General features: G+C 52.3%; 15 protein-coding genes and 1 tRNA gene. 6 read left to right on the forward strand and 10 right to left on the reverse strand.

Annotated features, from left to right (window positions below; genetic code table 11):
- The first annotated feature begins 278 nt into the window (after positions 1–278).
- From AC6EI9_RS13555 to AC6EI9_RS13565, 3 genes are all read left to right on the forward strand, one after another.
- Positions 279–641: a hypothetical protein gene (locus tag AC6EI9_RS13555; RefSeq protein WP_498468227.1), complete on the forward strand. Its 363-nt coding sequence runs from the start codon at positions 279–281 to the stop codon at positions 639–641.
- 914 nt (positions 642–1555) lie between these two features.
- Positions 1556–2014 carry a hypothetical protein gene (locus tag AC6EI9_RS13560; RefSeq protein ID WP_498468228.1) on the forward strand — a complete coding sequence of 153 codons (459 nt, stop codon included), beginning with the start codon at positions 1556–1558 and terminating at the stop codon, positions 2012–2014.
- Positions 2015–2831: 817 nt separating this feature from the next.
- Entirely contained in the window at positions 2832–3011 is a 180-nt protein-coding gene (locus tag AC6EI9_RS13565; protein WP_498468230.1) for a hypothetical protein, read from the forward strand.
- A gap of 1079 nt (positions 3012–4090) precedes the next feature.
- On the opposite strand, the gene AC6EI9_RS13570 is transcribed toward AC6EI9_RS13565, so the two are convergent.
- From AC6EI9_RS13570 to AC6EI9_RS13580, 3 genes are all read right to left on the reverse strand, one after another.
- A complete protein-coding gene (locus tag AC6EI9_RS13570; RefSeq protein WP_498468231.1) occupies positions 4091–4378 on the reverse strand; it encodes a Nif11-like leader peptide family natural product precursor in 288 nt (95 codons plus the stop codon).
- 679 nt (positions 4379–5057) lie between these two features.
- Positions 5058–6212 carry a carbamoyl-phosphate synthase gene (locus AC6EI9_RS13575; protein WP_498468232.1) on the reverse strand — a complete coding sequence of 385 codons (1155 nt, stop codon included), beginning with the start codon at positions 6210–6212 and terminating at the stop codon, positions 5058–5060.
- 509 nt (positions 6213–6721) lie between these two features.
- A complete protein-coding gene (locus AC6EI9_RS13580) occupies positions 6722–6988 on the reverse strand; it encodes a Nif11-like leader peptide family natural product precursor (RefSeq protein ID WP_498468233.1) in 267 nt (88 codons plus the stop codon).
- Positions 6989–7233: 245 nt separating this feature from the next.
- On the opposite strand from AC6EI9_RS13580, the gene AC6EI9_RS13585 reads away from it, so the two are divergent.
- Positions 7234–7905, forward strand: a complete 672-nt coding sequence (locus tag AC6EI9_RS13585; RefSeq protein ID WP_498468235.1) for a hypothetical protein — start codon at positions 7234–7236, stop codon at positions 7903–7905.
- Positions 7906–8177: 272 nt separating this feature from the next.
- Here the strand turns inward: AC6EI9_RS13585 and AC6EI9_RS13590 are convergent, their stop codons facing one another.
- The 3 genes from AC6EI9_RS13590 to AC6EI9_RS13600 all read right to left on the reverse strand — a co-directional run bounded on the left by AC6EI9_RS13590 (position 8178) and on the right by AC6EI9_RS13600 (position 10640).
- Positions 8178–8546 (reverse strand): hypothetical protein, encoded by a 369-nt coding sequence (locus AC6EI9_RS13590; RefSeq protein WP_498468236.1) that lies wholly within the window; start codon positions 8544–8546, stop codon positions 8178–8180.
- A 491-nt stretch (positions 8547–9037) separates the two neighbouring features.
- Positions 9038–9337: a hypothetical protein gene (locus AC6EI9_RS13595; RefSeq protein WP_498468237.1), complete on the reverse strand. Its 300-nt coding sequence runs from the start codon at positions 9335–9337 to the stop codon at positions 9038–9040.
- A 1229-nt stretch (positions 9338–10566) separates the two neighbouring features.
- Positions 10567–10640: transfer RNA gene (locus AC6EI9_RS13600), tRNA-Arg, on the reverse strand.
- 67 nt (positions 10641–10707) lie between these two features.
- Between AC6EI9_RS13600 and AC6EI9_RS13605 the strand changes: the two genes are divergently transcribed.
- On the forward strand, positions 10708–11493 hold the full coding sequence (locus AC6EI9_RS13605) for a helix-turn-helix domain-containing protein (protein WP_498468238.1): 786 nt from the start codon (positions 10708–10710) through the stop codon (positions 11491–11493).
- Between the two features lies 1 nt (position 11494).
- Here the strand turns inward: AC6EI9_RS13605 and AC6EI9_RS13610 are convergent, their stop codons facing one another.
- Complete coding sequence (locus AC6EI9_RS13610; RefSeq protein WP_498468239.1) at positions 11495–11722, reverse strand: hypothetical protein; 228 nt, start codon at positions 11720–11722, stop codon at positions 11495–11497.
- A gap of 24 nt (positions 11723–11746) precedes the next feature.
- Positions 11747–12613, reverse strand: coding sequence for a 16S rRNA (cytidine(1402)-2'-O)-methyltransferase (rsmI, locus tag AC6EI9_RS13615; protein WP_498468240.1), 867 nt, complete (start codon positions 12611–12613; stop codon positions 11747–11749).
- A 23-nt stretch (positions 12614–12636) separates the two neighbouring features.
- Here rsmI and AC6EI9_RS13620 point away from each other — a divergent pair, with 23 nt between their 5' ends.
- Positions 12637–13554 (forward strand): 3'(2'),5'-bisphosphate nucleotidase CysQ family protein, encoded by a 918-nt coding sequence (locus AC6EI9_RS13620; RefSeq protein WP_498468241.1) that lies wholly within the window; start codon positions 12637–12639, stop codon positions 13552–13554.
- An 8-nt stretch (positions 13555–13562) separates the two neighbouring features.
- On the opposite strand, the gene AC6EI9_RS13625 is transcribed toward AC6EI9_RS13620, so the two are convergent.
- The gene (locus AC6EI9_RS13625; RefSeq protein WP_498468242.1) at positions 13563–15728 is read right to left on the reverse strand and encodes a polyribonucleotide nucleotidyltransferase; all 2166 of its coding nucleotides are present in this window, start codon (positions 15726–15728) and stop codon (positions 13563–13565) included.
- Positions 15729–15888: 160 nt separating this feature from the next.
- Positions 15889–16191: a 30S ribosomal protein S14 gene (gene rpsN, locus AC6EI9_RS13630; RefSeq protein ID WP_498468243.1), complete on the reverse strand. Its 303-nt coding sequence runs from the start codon at positions 16189–16191 to the stop codon at positions 15889–15891.
- Positions 16192–16232: the final 41 nt, after the last annotated feature.

A 16232-nucleotide genomic window follows, 5' to 3' on the forward strand; every position in this document is an offset into this window, starting at 1 on the left:
GTTTATTGATTTGTTGTGCTAGCCCCCGGGCGTTGCGCAATGGGCCAAGTATCAAGCTTGTCAACTAATTCAGGTCCATGCTGAATAGCCACCGCCGACTTGTTGACAGCCGTGTACCAACGAAGGCATGCGATGACTTCAAGAAGATCTCTTATTCTATGGATAATAAAGATATTTCCCGTCGTAATTTGATCGCTGGCGGAATGGCCGTTGCTCTTTCGCTATCTCTGATCGCCGCTGCGACGTCAGCGGAGTAGGCCTCAGAGGCTAATTCGATTTTGCTAACAGAAGAAGCAAAGCAGCTTCGTTCGAGTGAAATTCAAAACTTGATCGTAGGCAACACGTTAGAAGACGTGTTGCAGGATGGGGACGAGTATTCTCTTTACTTAGAGCCACAGGTTGCTGCCTATTTAAGGATGCATGATGGCCGAGAGGAGATTGGTCGTTGGGAGTTTATTAAAAATGGATTGATTAAATCAAGGTTCCCATCCGCTGCGGGAAATAATGAACTCACCATGGCCTATCTTAAAGGAAGATCAGTCAACGAATTTTTCAATATTGCCGATCACGGAAAGCGCTGGGGACGATTTACCGTCGAGATAGGAGATTCAAATGGACTGGTGAAATCCATTTCAAAATGAATGATGAGGCGGCACCGTGCCTGGGAAACCAAGCATAAATAGGTCGGTGGAACCAAGAGCTCGCCGAGGTGGTGAGGGTCAGCAAGCCAGTGCCACAAGAGCAACGATGACGACGGTGGCGGTGATGGGTTCCATGGCGTTGTTCTGTCTGAAATCACCATCCCCCTTTCGAGCGACAGAGTCTGTGAGCAATCTCACAGCTTTGCATGAGCCAGGTCATCGAGACAGACGCTGAAATCGGGGATGGTGTGAACTGCGGCGGTACAGAACCTCTCCGCAGTTCACACTCCACTTCACAACCATGATTTACAAACAGATCCTTGCTGCTTCCTCGATGGCTTTGGTTGGATCAGCTTCCATGCTTGCCATGACGTCTCCAGTCCACGCGTTGGACGGATGTGGTCCTCGCGGTCGCTTTTCTACGAGCCAGCAACGGTGTGTTCGCAGAACTGATGTCCTGAGGAGCCCACAACAACAATGGGCTGCAGATCAAGCTTGCGGTTATCGCCATCGCTACTCAGCTCGACTTGACAGGTGTGTTTTCAGGGGAGATGTGAAAACTGTGCGTGTGGGTGCCATGCCTCGAAGACGCCTGGTGGCTCCAGTGCGGGTGATTCGACACCGCCAGCCAGCTCTGAGCCTGAACTTCTCGTTTTAGAAGCGCATCAGCATGTTCGACTTCACCCCGCTCTCACGAGTGGGGTTTTTGATTGTCTGAATTATTTCTGCCCGTCAACTCAAGCCAATCCACTGCGTCCGCGGCGCCATTGATCAGCTCCCTGCAGCCTTGCCTGGCTGCAATGTTGTTTCCCTGGGTGTGCAGCAACTCATTGGTGTGCAACTGAGTCCACTGCCCCATTTCCAACACTCCCGCTCCATCACGCGGTGGTGTTCAGCCCCATCCCTTTCATTCATTGCTGCTGTTCGCATCCAGTTTTTTCAAGTCATATGGCGGACTAAGCTGGATTAAAATTTCATGCGGAAAAATGAACAATTTTATCTTACTCATTTTCACGAATACATTATCAGCATCTATTTTTTTGTTTCCAGTCCAAGCAAAAAACTTTGCCTGGGGATGTAGGGGTCCTATGTCAATCGGTCATGGTCTAAGAATTGTTGAAACTCAAAAGCCCGGCTCGGAAATTGTGAGAATTATGGATTCAAGTCATAAGGTTGTTATTGAATTTTACGCCCAAGGACCAATGACAGAGGAAGTCCTCCCTGGAGTTGGAAGGGATGGCGAGGATGAAATCGTCCGTAAGAGAACTTATGTGGATGGCAACGGAGCTCAATGGATCTATAAAAACCGGGATGCTCATCCAATATTTCAATCCACTGAAAATTCAGAGTTAAATATTTCTTGTTTTCCCTAATTTGCTTTTCATGTTTAATCTGTCCAGGTCGTTGTGATATTGGGCAGCCAGTTCAACACATGAAATTTATTTCTATGGGTTCTCTGATTGGAACACTAATTTTTTAAATGGTTTACTGGCTTCGGTGCTGATCAAGCTGAAGGAAGTCTCGTTATTGGAGTCTGCATTTAAATCTCCATGTAATTGAAAAATCCTGTTGTCGTACTTATAGCCACCTCGGGAGCTATAGGGCTTGAAAACATAATTGCGTCTGTGAGTCGTTATCGTCAGGCTTCCAGAATTTAAATGCTGCATCGTGCAAGATTGTTTTCGCGGCTGCGAATTTCCTTTGGTCCAGGTGCAGATACCCATAACATCTTGTGCGTGAGTTGGGATGGATAAAATTGTTAAAAATACGGGTACAATGAGAATGCTTGTAAAAGGGAATACGGCTGAGCTGCTCATGGCATAAAAGTGGAATCATGATTCTTCATAGCAGTCGATTTGAGTTCTTATACCTCTTCGCTGTTTTATTACATGAAACACTTCAACTTTTGCGAAGACTTGAAGGCAACGCTGAAGTCAGGCTGATAGAAGCGAAGCTCGCTGAAATGGTGAAGCTCAGCAAGCCAGTGCCACAAGAGCAACGATGACGACGGTGGCGGTGATGGGTTCCATGGCGTTGTCCTGTCTGGTTTCACCATCGATCAGATGGCTTGAATTCACCATCCCCCTTTCGAGCGAAAGAGCGTGTGACCAACCTCACAGCCCTGCATGAGGCAGGTCACCGAGTTAGGCGCTGAATCCGGAAATGGTGAGGTCAACCGGCACTTGTCCCATGAACCGCAAAGAGAATTTGTTTGCCCTGGAGCTGATTGTTCACTCCATGAGCACGGTCAAACCTGAATCTTTAACGATGAAAAATCTGCGGCGAGCGGCTTATCTCCATGGCATTGTCGAAGCCGTTCTGAATGAGCAAATCAGCAGCCTCCCGCAAATGACTGAGATTCGCAGCTGATTTCGGGGTCAAGCTATGCGCAGTCGCCTTCATAGACAATCTGCGGGGTTGCCTTATCTGGTTGAGACACGGCTTGTGTGCTGCTACTGCAACCTGTAATCGCCGCGATCCTGACAAGGGCAGACATCAGAGGTATCGCTTTCATGGTGGTGTTTCATCTGTATTCACAGTCGCTGGGTGAAGGCGAAAACACATCACCAAGCCGAGGGGATGTCCCCACTGCGGGGGACAGAAACTTCCTTGCTGCGGGAGGTTTCAGCCTTCAGCTTGGCGGCTGTAGAGCTTCGAGCTGATCACCATCAGCACCAGGACAACAAGGCTGATGGACAGAATGACGAGACTGTCGATGGTCTTTGACCGCGTCTAGAGAGAAAAGACTCTCGCAGAGATTTAACCCGAACGGTCCATCTCAAACTGGACAGTCAGCCGATCACTGAGCGGGGCGAGCTGCCTTGTAGAGGCTGAGCGTGAAGCAAGCAGCGCCGAAACTGACGATCAGGACTAGGAGATCAGAGGTACCGAACATGAACTTTCTGCAGATGTGCAAATGTTAAGCGGATCATTGCGGAATGTAAAGCGGTGAACCGATCCAGCCAATCCACTGCATCAGCGCCGCCATCGATCAACTGCCTGCACCGTTGCCGGGCTGCGTTGTTTTCAGCAGGCGTGTGCAGTCGGGTATTGGCTCGGAGTTGACTCCACCGACCCTTTTTGTGGTCTTCGCTTCGCAGCCATCACTCAGTGCACACCACGCAGTGCAGAAGAGAGCAGCACCAGCAGATCACCAGCCGCCACCGTCACCGGTTATCCAGGTGAGGTGAAAGGGTTGACCTCGCTCAGCACTGCCTTCGCCCGACCGATGCTGGCGAACAATGCAATACAACCCAATTCTGGATTTGAAGTGATGGCCTCTTTCAGCTCTTGCCGATCAGACGAGCTGAAATCTTCCACCTGAGCTCAATCGTGCCAGGTATTGAAGGTTTATTTGTAGGATTCCAGGGCCTAATAAGGCAATAAAAAGCCCCTGGATTTGAATGAGCTTTGAGTGTGTAAACTCAAACTACTTTTAGATGCCTTGATTACTGTTCGCATTTAGTTGTATGAAAGCAGCATTTGTGGGTGCTGGGCAATTCCGTACAGTAAATGCTATCGACTGTTACCTTCTGTCCCCCAGCCGCGCCTTCAAGCTCTTCATCTGATATCTCATTATTTTGACCTTTTCCTAAGTCATCAGCAGAAATGCTAAATCCCGCTTCTTTAGCTATGGCAACTACTGCATTGGCATCCTCTGCTGCTTTGAGTTTCTCCTGAAGGCTGGTGTCGCCTTTGACCTTCTCAAGAAAGGCTTTGAGTTGTTCTTCTGACATCTGTGAGAAAGGGCTTAGTTCATTCCATTGTCTCTACTGCAGGCAGCATTGTCAGACTTGGGTGAAGAAGGTTGTCGCTCCAGCCACGTCTATAGCCACTCAGCGCATCGCCAAGGATTTCCCAGCTCTAGCCAAATCCTTCTTTTGCCGCCCCATAGAAGCTGTCTGGCCTGAATTGGTGGGCTGCAGGTGGGTGCCACGCCAGGGGAGCCATTAATTGCCATTGGGGCTCAAGGATGCTGGAGCGATTGGTACAGAGCACTAGGAGCAACAGAAGCAAGAGATAGCGTGCATCTCTAGGGCAACAGAAACTCCCATTCGCATTTGATGCTCGACTCAATCAAACCCCAGAGGAGTGGCATCAAGTTGTGGTGAGATTTAGGCATGTAAGCGGCATCAGCGCTTGTAATTCAAGGCTATTGCCGCGGCGAATCACTTGAGGAGATAAGCACGTTAGTAGAGATGTTGAATGCAGAGGTTGAGTTTACTTTGCCCAAATATTTGAAATGGAATTGTTCAATGCAGAAGCCATCAATGGAAGACATTCTTGAACGATTTGGGTGCCAGGTGTTGGAGGCGGAATTATGGGTCTAGGAGGGTATTTAAAGAAATAAAAGATCCCGTTTCTTGAAGAGACTTTTAAGTATGGAATGATTTGTCAAACTCGCTTTCAAAATGTTTATTGTCGTGAGTGTACCCAATACTGGTATGGGTAGTAGGCCGCGGGTGGTTCAGCGCGTCTGTTCTCGCAATGATACTTCCAATTTTCATGGTGAAATCCATGCCCGACCGGATTTCTAACTCTCACATTGAACCTTGTTGTATGCTTCGATGCGTTGTTGTCAACCTTATAAGTTCCATCCGCGCCACCATTGTTTCCACACCTCTGGTTATTGAATTTATGTCCGTCGTGCACCCTTACGTCACGATGTTTGAGTGATTCGGTGAGTGATTGAATCACTGGTGTTTGCCAAGTTTTCTTCTCTGCTGTTGTTGCATTACCCGTGCCAAAGCGATACTCAAGATTACCTGACACTCTGGTCTCAAAGGCCTCGTCATAGGAGACGTTGACGCCAAATGTTAGGCCATTGGTAATTTCATAAGCCAGAGTTGCAAGCACGCCTGATGCATCACCTGCATAAAGGTCATCGCCGTGTTGGTAGTAATAACCAATGGAGGCGCCCCACTCAGGGGTGATTGCATAACCAACATCCAAGCCGTAAGTGTTTAGAGCACCGCCGTAATAACGACTATTGAGACGCTGCTCTGTATTTCCAACTGGGATCAGGGCATAGGCATTGAAGTTCCAGCTATCGGATACTGCTTCTAAGCCTGCAGCAACCTGCTGAAAGAAAACACTTTCCTTGTCGTAGAGCGTGACACCTGAATCAGCATTGCCTGTATTCATCGGCCGGCTGTCGTAACCAGCATTCACCCCGAACATCCAGGAGCGGTCACCATTCAGCCAGCGGTAACCCAGCCGAGTAGAGGTGCTGACGGTGGTACCAGCGACATCGGTGTTCACGATGCTGCTATCGCCCTCACGATCAGAGAAGTTGGCGTTGAGCAGTACATCAGCAAAGAACACACTGTTCTCGCCAACAGCAATTGGCAAGAAGCCGCCGATACCAGCCTGATTCGGTGTGCCTGCTCCTTGCAGTGCGCCTTGAAATCCCCAGTTGAACTTGACGGCATCCTTGAGGTTGATTTCCATCACCCCGAGATTTTCTGCGCTGCCTGTCTCTTGAGCAGCAGCAGACAGCAGAGCCCCGTTAGAGAGAGCCAGTGCTGCAACGCCGCTCAGCGATAACGACAGGTGCAGGGACCGCTGCATTGAGCTCAACGCCTAATTGCTCGGTACATTGCCCTGCTTTGACTGCTGATGCGAGCTGCAGTAGTCAGTTCCAACGTTGTTGCTCTTGAGTCGGTGACAAAAACTCCCACTCGTGGCAGAGCTAAATATTTATTAGCGCCAGTTATTGGATGGCTAATTAAGCAGTATTAAGGGGCTTTGCAAAGACCATACGCGCTGCGTTTGCCGATAAATGGCTATAGTTGTTTATTAGCGACTATGCGCAGAACTACGGCACTAATGCCAGGGAGTCGGAATTGATCGCTGCTGCTGAACGAGTGTTGGCCGGAGTTGCTGGTTGATAGCAGGCTTGATAGCTGATTAAGCCCTGCCTCATCTTTGCTCAACTGAGCTCAATCGTGCCAGGGATTGAAGGCTTGATTATGGGATTAGCGAGGCTATTGATGAAATAAAAAGCCCCTGTTACTGCAGGAGTTAATATTTTAGCTGTAAAAAGTTTTTTTAGCAAGGTTTTTTCAGTCCTCCCAGGACTAACACATGGTTAGGGGTTTTGGGCATAGCGTTTTCCCGCAGCACTCTAGATTCATCGTGCTTGCACCCCCTGCGGCTCCTTCCAGTTCCTCTTCAGAAATCAATCCGGATTGTTCGTTCTTCAGGTCATCAGCAGAAATACTAAACCCAGCTTCTTTGGCAATCGCAAGAACTGCATCGGAATCGACTGCTGCTTTGAGCTTCTCCCGAAGGTTGGTGTCGCCTTTGACTTTCTCAAGAAACGCTTTGAGTTGCTCTTCTGGCATACATATCAGATCTGTTGAGCAGTCATAGTATCGGCTTGAATCACCGCCAAGGGGGCACCGTTTCCATCCACGTAACTTCTGAATGGTCTCCCATACTTCGATGGCATTGTGGCGAAGCAGTGGCTTGGGCTTCCCAGGTCCTTATCTTGTAAATGCAATCAAAAAAATCAGGTTGATACATGTTGAGTGATTATGTCATTAAAAAAAATTTTCACTTAGCTTGAACTTGATCTATTTTTCTCGGCATGGGCATTCTCAGCGGCTTTTTTTCATTGTTTCAGGATAAGCGTGAAATTCTTAATCTTGAAAGCTTCAACGATGAATTGGCGTTCAGGATTTCGTGGGACCCCCTGATTAGAGGTGGTACGAATTTCTGTACGCACAGGTTGCAGAGAATGCCTGGACTTATGAACAGCTCTATCGAGTTTCGGCCAACTTTTGTCGCATATTTGTTTTCAATTTTATTTGCTGTTTTTGGATTGATATTTTGTGTTTTGGCCTTCTCCACAGGGGCAATGGATATTGGCGTGTTGATTAGCCTATCCTTCTTAGGATTTGGACTTTGGTCCTTATGGCGCCTTGCTAAGCAAAAATCAGTTTTCAATGGTTCGTCGCGAGTTGTTTACAACAATGGAAAGTCTTTCGGTTTTGACGATATCTGTGCAATTCAGTTATTGCGAGAATATGTCAGTGGAAATAAAAACAGTTATTACAGCTATGAGTTGAATCTTGTTTGTATGAATGGAGAGCGTATCAATATTATTGATCACGGTGCACTGCGTGCAATCCGGGAAGACGCGTCAATGCTTGCTGACTATCTATCTATTCCAGTTTGGGATGCTATTGATTTTCGCATTCCAGATTCTGGTTCTGATTGGGATCTCAAGGCTGAAGTGTTCAGAAATAATCTTGGTTAATCAGTAGTTGCAGTGGGTTAAGGAAGTATTGGCATGGTTTTTAAACGACCCTCTGCGCGTGCGTGGTTGGATTGTCGTTTCTGAACTGGGAAACCTTGCCCCGCTGGTCGTTCATTAAACAGCCGACACCGTTCTTCGGCGCATGGCGATCAACAAGTGGGCGGTCTTTGTTTGGTATTTCGCAACGATGGCTGTCAGAAGACCAAGACGGTGCCGCTGCTATCAATCTTCCAAGGTGTGAAGCCCTTGGTTGTTAGGGAATGGTCGGGTTATCACCAGAGGGCATGATCGAATGTTTTTTTGTGAAAACTGCAAAAGTTGACAAAATAAAGTTTAACTGTTTCTTCGAATTTTTTTTCTCGAGTATTGCCGAGGGCTATGGAATAACGGCCTGATTTACAGTTCACTAAAAGTGCTGTTGATTGCCCTTGACCATTGTCTGCCTTGACTGGATCCTTGGTTGTTATCGCAAGTGCATATTCAACAGGTTCATGCCAGGACTGCGCATAATTGATTGATATGAGGGGATTGGTGAAGCTGAAATTTCCATATTCGATCGTTGAGTTCTTGAGTTCCGAAAAGGCAGGTGTCACAAGAGAGCCAAGTGCAAGGGCGGAAGCAGTGAGTACGGTGCGAATCATTTCTTGATGGCTATCGACACAGTTTGATGAGCAAATTCTCCTCGATGTGGAATCTGATCACAGGCCCTGGTCGGTGCTTGTGCGGCATTTGGCCATGAGGGCGAGCAATCAAAACCATCGCAGGCAGATATTCCGCCGCCGTATTGGCCAGCGTCAATGGGTTTAGGCCAGTGACGCAGCAGCTGGACATCCCAGTGTTGATGCACTTTTTATGAGGAGAGATAAAACTTCTGGTCTGAGCTGAGAGCAACTTGCACACCCCTCAGGCCAATTCGCATCCGTATGGCTTGTGTGCGTCGGCCTTGGCTGCAGCACCGACCCTGTTGCTGGGGGCGGCAACGGGGTCAACACAATCACAGTGAAGATTGAAGGCGTACATGCTGAGGGCTCGGCATCAGATCTCGCTGCATTGCTGAAAGCACTGGCTGCTTAATGGCTACGCGCAAGCCATAGCACTACAAAACCCGGCACTTGGGGGAGCTGTTGATCACTTAGCGCTTGCGCCGCCAGGTTCCCCTCCAGCCATCGGCCCCTTCGAGCTTGATGATGTTTCCGGAGGCTGATACGCGGCCTTCAACTCTCGACCCACTCAGGTCTGTGTAAGTAAAGCGGTCGTTGGTCAACCACTTTGCTGTGTAGTCCCGATGTGGGTCGAATTGCCCTGGTTTGAAATACACCTGGATCCAGAGGCTTTCAGGTTTGCCTGTGTAAGCAAGATCGACGTCAGCGCCTGAAGAGGATGTCCAGTAGCCCACTACGCGATCACTACGCTGTTGAAGGGTTTGTGACACCAGCCCCGGAGCAGGGGCTGAAGAGCGTTTTGACACCACTAGCGATTGGGCTTCGGTGGATAAATTGCAGGTTGTTTCCCCCAACGCTGCACAGCTGAGCATTGCTGCCAGCACTGGCACGCTCGCTTTCATGATCGTTGTGCGATCGACTCGAGAAACGTAGCCCTGGGGTTCAGTTCCGTCAGTGATATGTAGTCCTAGAAGTCCAGGGCACTAAAAAAACTCCGCACCTTGGGGGGCGTGGTTGGTGTGAGTTGTTTTGTCTGGAGATTGATAGCGACACCACTTCCTGTCCATATTGTCAATGACAATCTCCGATTTTACTGTTAATTTTACTGTATAGACGGTAGCTTGGTTTGAACGAGACAAAGCCTATTTTTGACTCTAATTTACGCTCTAGCTTTAATGGCTTGAGCTTTATGCCAAAGCTATTTGCTTTGGGTAATAACTCTATAGCCCCAGCTTTGAGGCTATACGAAAACCATATCGAGTATTGCGGCGCGTTTGGCTTGAATAGCTGTAACTATGAGAACATAACGAAGATTGACACCCTTACGATGCCCTTGACTAAATCAGTTGTCTTCTACTTTGAGCACACGCCAATAACTTTTTCTGGTAATTTTCTCGATGATCAGAGTAGAGTAGCGTGCCTCAGGTCTTTTTTAAATAAGGGATGTCTATTGACAGAAGCAGCGCTAACTGTTGCTGGCGTATTAAAGCAATAGAAATATACTGTTTGCTTGTGAATGTTCGGTCGGGAGATCGATAGCGACCACTCAACGCCCCCTGCTTTTCCCTTTCGGGTCTTGTATAGCTCTCGGCCTAGTATTCATGGCTTCAGGCTTCCCGGCGTGATGATCATCCTCTATAGCAGTATCCATTATTAGTGCAGCAGATTTTTACCAACTGCCCTCCGACGACATCGTTTCGGCAGGAAACAGCATCTGCTGATTGAGGTGGAAATGTTGATGCTCCGATAACAGCAGCTAAAGCAGCAACGGTAGTGATAGCGATTTTTTTCATTGGTTTAGATGTAGTAGTTGGATGCCATTCCCTTCGGGGTCTCTTCACCATCTCCGGAATCAATTGGATTCACATCACTCGATCAGGTGGTCTTCCACCCGCCTGACTCCCCCGTATGGGGTGGAGCTGTCCGCGTTTTGTCCGCAGTCGCCTTCCTGGATGAAAAAAGGGGTCCCGTCTTTCCCGAAAACCCTTGGTGTAACTCACGCCCCCTGATGGATTCGAACCATCGACCGACTGCTTAGAAGGCAGTTGCTCTATCCAGCTGAGCTAAGGGAGCATCCGGGGCATTCTTGCAGTCAAACCAGAGTGCTGCATCTATGGTTGAAGGCTGCTCAAATTGCTCCATGGCACCCAGCCGGCTTACTGACAGTCAAAAGCAGGAGCTTTTAGTTCGTTATCGCGCCGGCGAGTCCAGCGCTGCTCTTTCGGCCGTTTACGGATGCAGCGTCAATACGGTCAGCCGCACGGTTCGCACTCTGCTGACTCCGCAGGAATACGACCAACTCAAGTCAGCGCGAGCGCGCGTTGCCGCAACCACTCCCCAGGCTGATCCCCCAGAATCCCTAAAGCAGCCTGAAGCTGCAAAGGATCCTGGGCAACCCACTGAGCGACTTGTCGAGCCTGAGCAGTTGGAGACGGAAGACAACGCGGCCGATGACGATGGCAGTGCAACCCTCGCCCTTGATGATGCCGACGATTTCGGTGGTGACGATGTTGACGATGTCGCTGATGACGAGGCCTTCGATGGGCCACCGGACGCTGTCTTCCAGGAGATCGCCGTTCTGCCTGTGGATCTGCCGCAAGTGAGCAGGGAGCAGGTCAGCTGTCGGCCTTTTGCCGCCGGCGTGCTCCCCGACAGTGTCTACATGCTGGTTGACAAGACCGTAGAGCTGGATCCAAGGCCGCTCAGCGAGTTCCCTGAACTGGGTGTTCTGAATCCCGAGGAGCTCACGCGTCAGGCCCTCTGTCTGTATTCCAGTCCACGCTCTGCAAAGCGTCAGTGCGGACGCAGTCAGCGCGTGATCAAGGTTCCCAACACCCAGGTGTTTGTGAGCACCTCTCGCCACCTGCTGGCCAGGGGAATCACTCGGCTCCTGCTCGAAGGCGCCCTGTATTCACTGGACGCCTGATTCACCGTTGTGAGTTCGGCATCAACACCACGGCGAGGCTGCCGCCGCTGATCACGCCCAGAACAGTGCTGACGCCAACAATGAAACCGGCTGGGAGCGGGGCTGTCGTTCCAACGCCCAGTTTCAGCCTGTAGCGATCACTCAGGTTCTGCGCTCCAAGGCAAAGCACCACCAGCAAGGCGGCACTGCCGCCCAGTGTGATCAGCAGCAGTCTCAGGCGCAGCAACATGCCGCGAGTGTCGCGAAGCTCCGCTCAGTCTGCCTGTTTCTGCTCTTCATGCAGCAGTGCATACAGCTCACGCCGTGATCGTCCCGCACTTCTCGACAGATCCTTGGCTGCATCGCCCGGCTTCATCCCTTGCTCGATCAGTGCTGCGAGTTGCTGACGGCACTGAGCGTCAGTCATGGCGACTTGTTCCTGTTGCGGAGCCCCACCCAGCACCAGGGTGAATTCACCCTGGGGAGGGTGGTCCTTGAAATGTGTCAGGGCAGCGATCACGGTGGGTCCCACCTGTTGTTCATGACGCTTGGTCAGTTCACGGGTCACCTGAAGAGCACGTTGATCACCACACAGTTCCTGGAGTTCTTCCAGCAGTTTCACCAGTCGATGCGGAGCCTCGTACAGCACGGTGGTGCGTTGTTCTGCGGCCACCGCTGCCAAGTGTTCGCGCCGCTCGCGCCCTCTGGCCGGTAGAAACCCCTCAAAGCAGAAGCGGCCACTGGGAAGGCCACTGCTGACCAGTGCTGTGGTGGCAGCGCAGGGGCCAGGAATACAGATCACGGCGTGGCCGGCCTGATGTGCGGCAGCCACAAGGTCTTCACCAGGGTCACTGATCCCGGGCAATCCGGCATCGCTGATCACGGCAACGCTGTGGCCGCTGCTGAGTTCATTCAGCAATTGAGGAATGCGGCTATGAGTGTTGTGCTGGTGAAAGCTGCAGCGGCGTGCTTTCGATCCCAGTGCTGTGAGCAGTTGTCCGCTGTGGCGGGTGTCTTCGCAGGCAATGGTGTCCACGGCGATCAGCAGGGCCCGTGCTCTCGGGGAAAGGTCGCCCAGATGACCAATCGGCGTACCCACCAGATACAGAACACCAGCTTCCGGTTCGGCGCGCTGCTTCACAATGGCTCCGCCCAGATCTCTCCATGATGCCGACTGCGATGAACCTGCCTGCCGGCATCAGTCAGGACAGCCTTCTCGAGGCACTGCGCCCTCTCTGCTGGGGAGCCGCCGACATCCTGCGGGCCTATGCCCGTGGTGAGCAGCCTCCTCACGGTTTTTCGAGGGCGCTGAGTGTTGACAATGGTGGAGAGGGACCTGTGTCTGCGGCGGACCTGGCCGTGAATCAATGGTTGCTGGATGGTCTGCATTCCGCGTTTCCTGATGCTGGCTGGACCTTGCTCAGCGAGGAGACGGCCAAGGAGCAACTCACTGAGGGTGAGTCATTGCCGGCCGAATGGCTCTGGATTCTGGATCCTCTGGATGGCACCAAGGATTTTCTGCAAGGCACTGGTGAATACGCGGTTCATCTGGCGCTGGTGCGGGGTCAGCGTCCGGTGCTGGGTGTGGTGTTGCTACCGGAAGCGGATGAGCTGTGGTTCGGTCTGGTGGGTGATGGCAGCTGGTGTGAAGATCGCAGCGGCAAGCGCAGTCCCGTTCGCTTCAGCGACCGCAGTGCCGAGGGCGACCTGATCATGGTGGCGAGCCGCAGTCATCGGGATGATCGCCTGGAGCGCCTGATCGCTGCTCTTCCGCTCGCCGGCTCCAAGGCTGTTGGCAGTGTGGGCTGCAAGGTGGCCACAATCCTGCGCGGTGAGACCGATCTCTACATCTCGCTCTCAGGCAAGAGTGCCCCCAAAGACTGGGATATGGCAGCCCCTGAGGCTGTGTTGCTGGCGGCTGGTGGTGCCTTCACTCATGCAGATGGTCGACCTCTCTCCTACAACACTGGCGATGTGCGTCAGGCGGGTTGTCTGATTGCCAGCCATGGAAAAGCCCATGCCGTGCTTGAGAAGCGAGCGGCAGGGGCCATGCAGACAATCGATCCTGGTTTTCAGGTCTGAGGCGAACCTCAGGAGAGAGGCGCAACGGGTGTGGGGGCAGGTTCAGGCTCGATGTCTTCACCGTTCTGGGGCACACCGCGCAGGGTCAGGTTGATCCGGCCGCGGTTGTCGATTTCGCGGACACGAACGGTGACCTCGTCGCCCACCTTCACGACGTCTTCGACCTTCTCCACCCGAGCTTCTGAAAGCTGGGAGATGTGGATCATTCCCTCCTTGCCAGGAAGGATCTCCACAAAGGCGCCGATTGGAATGATCCGGGTGATCGAACCGCTGAACACCTCGCCCTCATTCACCTTGCGGGTGAGCCCTTCGATGATCTTCTGAGCTTCATCAGCCGCCGCACCGTCATGGGACGCGATGGTGACAATGCCGCTGTCCTCGATATCGATCTTGGTGTTGGTGCGTTCGGTGATCCCCTTGATGGTTCGGCCACCAGGACCAATCACGGTGCCGATCAGTTCCGGATCGATGCGGAAGCTGAGCAGGCGGGGGGCATGGGGTGACATGCCATCACGTGGGGTGTCGATCGCCTCCAGCATCTTTTCGAGGATATGAAGACGGGCTGGACGCGCCTGATTGATGGCCTCAGCAATGGTTTTGATCTCCAGACCGGTGATCTTCATGTCCATCTGCAGAGCTGTGATCCCCTTGTCGGTGCCAGCCACCTTGAAGTCCATGTCGCCGAGGAAGTCCTCGATGCCCTGGATATCAGTGAGGATTCGAACCTCTTTGCCCTCTTTGATCAGACCCATGGCGGCGCCGCTGACGGGTGCTTTCAAGGGCACACCGGCGTCCATCAGGGCCAGGGTGCTGCCGCACACTGAACCCATTGAGGTGGAGCCATTGGAGCTGAGAACCTCACTCACCACCCTCACCACATAGGGGAAGGTGTCCTTCGCTGGCAGCACGGGCAAGATGGCTCTCTCTGCAAGGGCTCCATGGCCGATTTCGCGCCGGCCAGGGGAGCGCATCGGCTTGGTCTCGGCCACCGAGTAGGGAGGGAAGTTGTAGTGATGGAGATAGGTCTTCTCAGTGTTGGGGTTGAGATCGTCCATCTCCTGGGCATCACTGGGTGTGCCGAGGGTTGCGGTCGACAGCACCTGTGTGAGGCCGCGCTGGAACAGACCAGAGCCATGCACTCGCTTGGGCAGCACGCCTGCGGCCGCGCTGATCGGACGCACCTGATCAAGACTTCTTCCGTCAACACGCTTGCCGTCCTTGACGATCTGCTGACGCATCAGCTTCTTGGTCAGGGCTTTGAAGCTGGTTGGCAGTGCTTTGCCGTTGCCTGAAACCAGCTGACGGACGGGGTCGGAGTCCTTTAGACCCTCAATGGTTTCAGCGGTTTGATCACGGATGGCATCGAGCTTTTCGTCGCGTTCGGCCTTGCTCTGATCGAACTGGCTGAGCACATCGCCGATCGACTTACTGCAAGCCTTCTCCAGATAGACCGGCAGGGTGGTGTCTTCGCTGGGCGCCTCGGGCTTCACCTGCTCGATTCCGACCTCTTTCAGGATGGATTCCTGGGCCTTGATCAGCTCACAGACCGCTTCGTACCCGAAGTCGATCGCTTCAATCACATCTCCTTCAGGCAGCTGGTTCGCCCCGGCCTCAACCATCACCACACCATCGGGGGTGCCGGCCACGACCAGATCGAGATCTCCGCGTTCGATCTCTCGGAAGCTGGGGTTGAGAACAAAATCGTCGCCCAGGAGGCCAACCCGAACCGCGGCCATCGGACCTTGGAACGGAATGCCCGCCAGCAGTGTGGCCATTGAAGCGCCAGTCACCGACAGCACATCCGCAGGGACGCGCTCATCAAGCGACATGCAGGTGGCCACGATTTGGATGTCGTCTCTCATCCAGCTGGGGAAGAGAGGCCGCATCGGCCTGTCGATCAAACGGCAGATCAGTGTGGCTCGCTCGGGAGGTCTGCCCTCACGGCGCATGAAACTTCCTGGAATGCGCCCTGCTGCGTAAAGACGCTCTTCGTAGTCGCAGATAAGCGGAAGGAAATCGATGCCTTCGCGACCTTTGGATTGGGTGGCTGTGACGAGCACCGAAGTGTCACCGCATTCGATCATCACCGAGCCACCGGCCTGGGGGGCATACCGCCCCGTGGTCAGCCGAATCTCCCGACCGTCAAAGGAGATCGACTGTGTCTGACCTTGCACTGTTGTTTATGTCTTTCTGTCAATGTTGATTCTGGCACTTCACAGGATTGAAACGTCAATCCCACTGAATCCAATTTGATTCGGTGTGTGACATCCATCAAAAAAGGAGGTGTTCAAACACCTCCTCAACTGCATCACTTTTGAGCTGACTCTCGACAAATTACCAACTGGACTTCACCACGCCGGGAAGTTCACCTTTGTGGGCGCGTTCGCGCAGTTGGTTGCGGCAGAGGCCGAAGTCGCGATAAACACCTCTGGGTTTGCCCGTGGCCCAACAGCGGTTGCGCATGCGGGTTGGAGCACTGTTGCGGGGCAGTGCCTGGATCTTGCGGTGGATCTCAAGGCGCTCCATGGGGTCCTGCGCTGCGTTGAAGGCGGTCATCAGGGCAGTCCGCTTGGCTGAGAAGCGCTCAACCATTTTTTTGCGCTTCGCATCGCGGGCGATCATCGACTTCTTGGCCATGCAGCGGTTGAAAAGGAGCAGTTCAATCAGCAACCATACAG

Source organism: Synechococcus sp. MIT2312 (genome assembly GCF_059772315.1).

Excerpts from the sequence above, each read along its gene's own strand:
- AC6EI9_RS13585 (WP_498468235.1), top strand. The coding sequence starts at position 7,234 with ATGGGCATTCTCAGCGGCTTTTTTTCATTGTTTCAGGATAAGCGTGAA.
- rpsN (WP_498468243.1), bottom strand. The coding sequence starts at position 16,191 with ATGGCCAAGAAGTCGATGATCGCCCGCGATGCGAAGCGCAAAAAAATG.
- AC6EI9_RS13565 (WP_498468230.1), top strand. The coding sequence starts at position 2,832 with ATGAACCGCAAAGAGAATTTGTTTGCCCTGGAGCTGATTGTTCACTCC.
- AC6EI9_RS13610 (WP_498468239.1), bottom strand. The coding sequence starts at position 11,722 with ATGTTGCTGCGCCTGAGACTGCTGCTGATCACACTGGGCGGCAGTGCC.
- AC6EI9_RS13605 (WP_498468238.1), top strand. The coding sequence starts at position 10,708 with ATGGCACCCAGCCGGCTTACTGACAGTCAAAAGCAGGAGCTTTTAGTT.
- AC6EI9_RS13575 (WP_498468232.1), bottom strand. The coding sequence starts at position 6,212 with ATGCAGCGGTCCCTGCACCTGTCGTTATCGCTGAGCGGCGTTGCAGCA.
- AC6EI9_RS13590 (WP_498468236.1), bottom strand. The coding sequence starts at position 8,546 with ATGATTCGCACCGTACTCACTGCTTCCGCCCTTGCACTTGGCTCTCTT.
- AC6EI9_RS13570 (WP_498468231.1), bottom strand. The coding sequence starts at position 4,378 with ATGTCAGAAGAACAACTCAAAGCCTTTCTTGAGAAGGTCAAAGGCGAC.
- AC6EI9_RS13620 (WP_498468241.1), top strand. The coding sequence starts at position 12,637 with ATGATGCCGACTGCGATGAACCTGCCTGCCGGCATCAGTCAGGACAGC.
- AC6EI9_RS13580 (WP_498468233.1), bottom strand. The coding sequence starts at position 6,988 with ATGCCAGAAGAGCAACTCAAAGCGTTTCTTGAGAAAGTCAAAGGCGAC.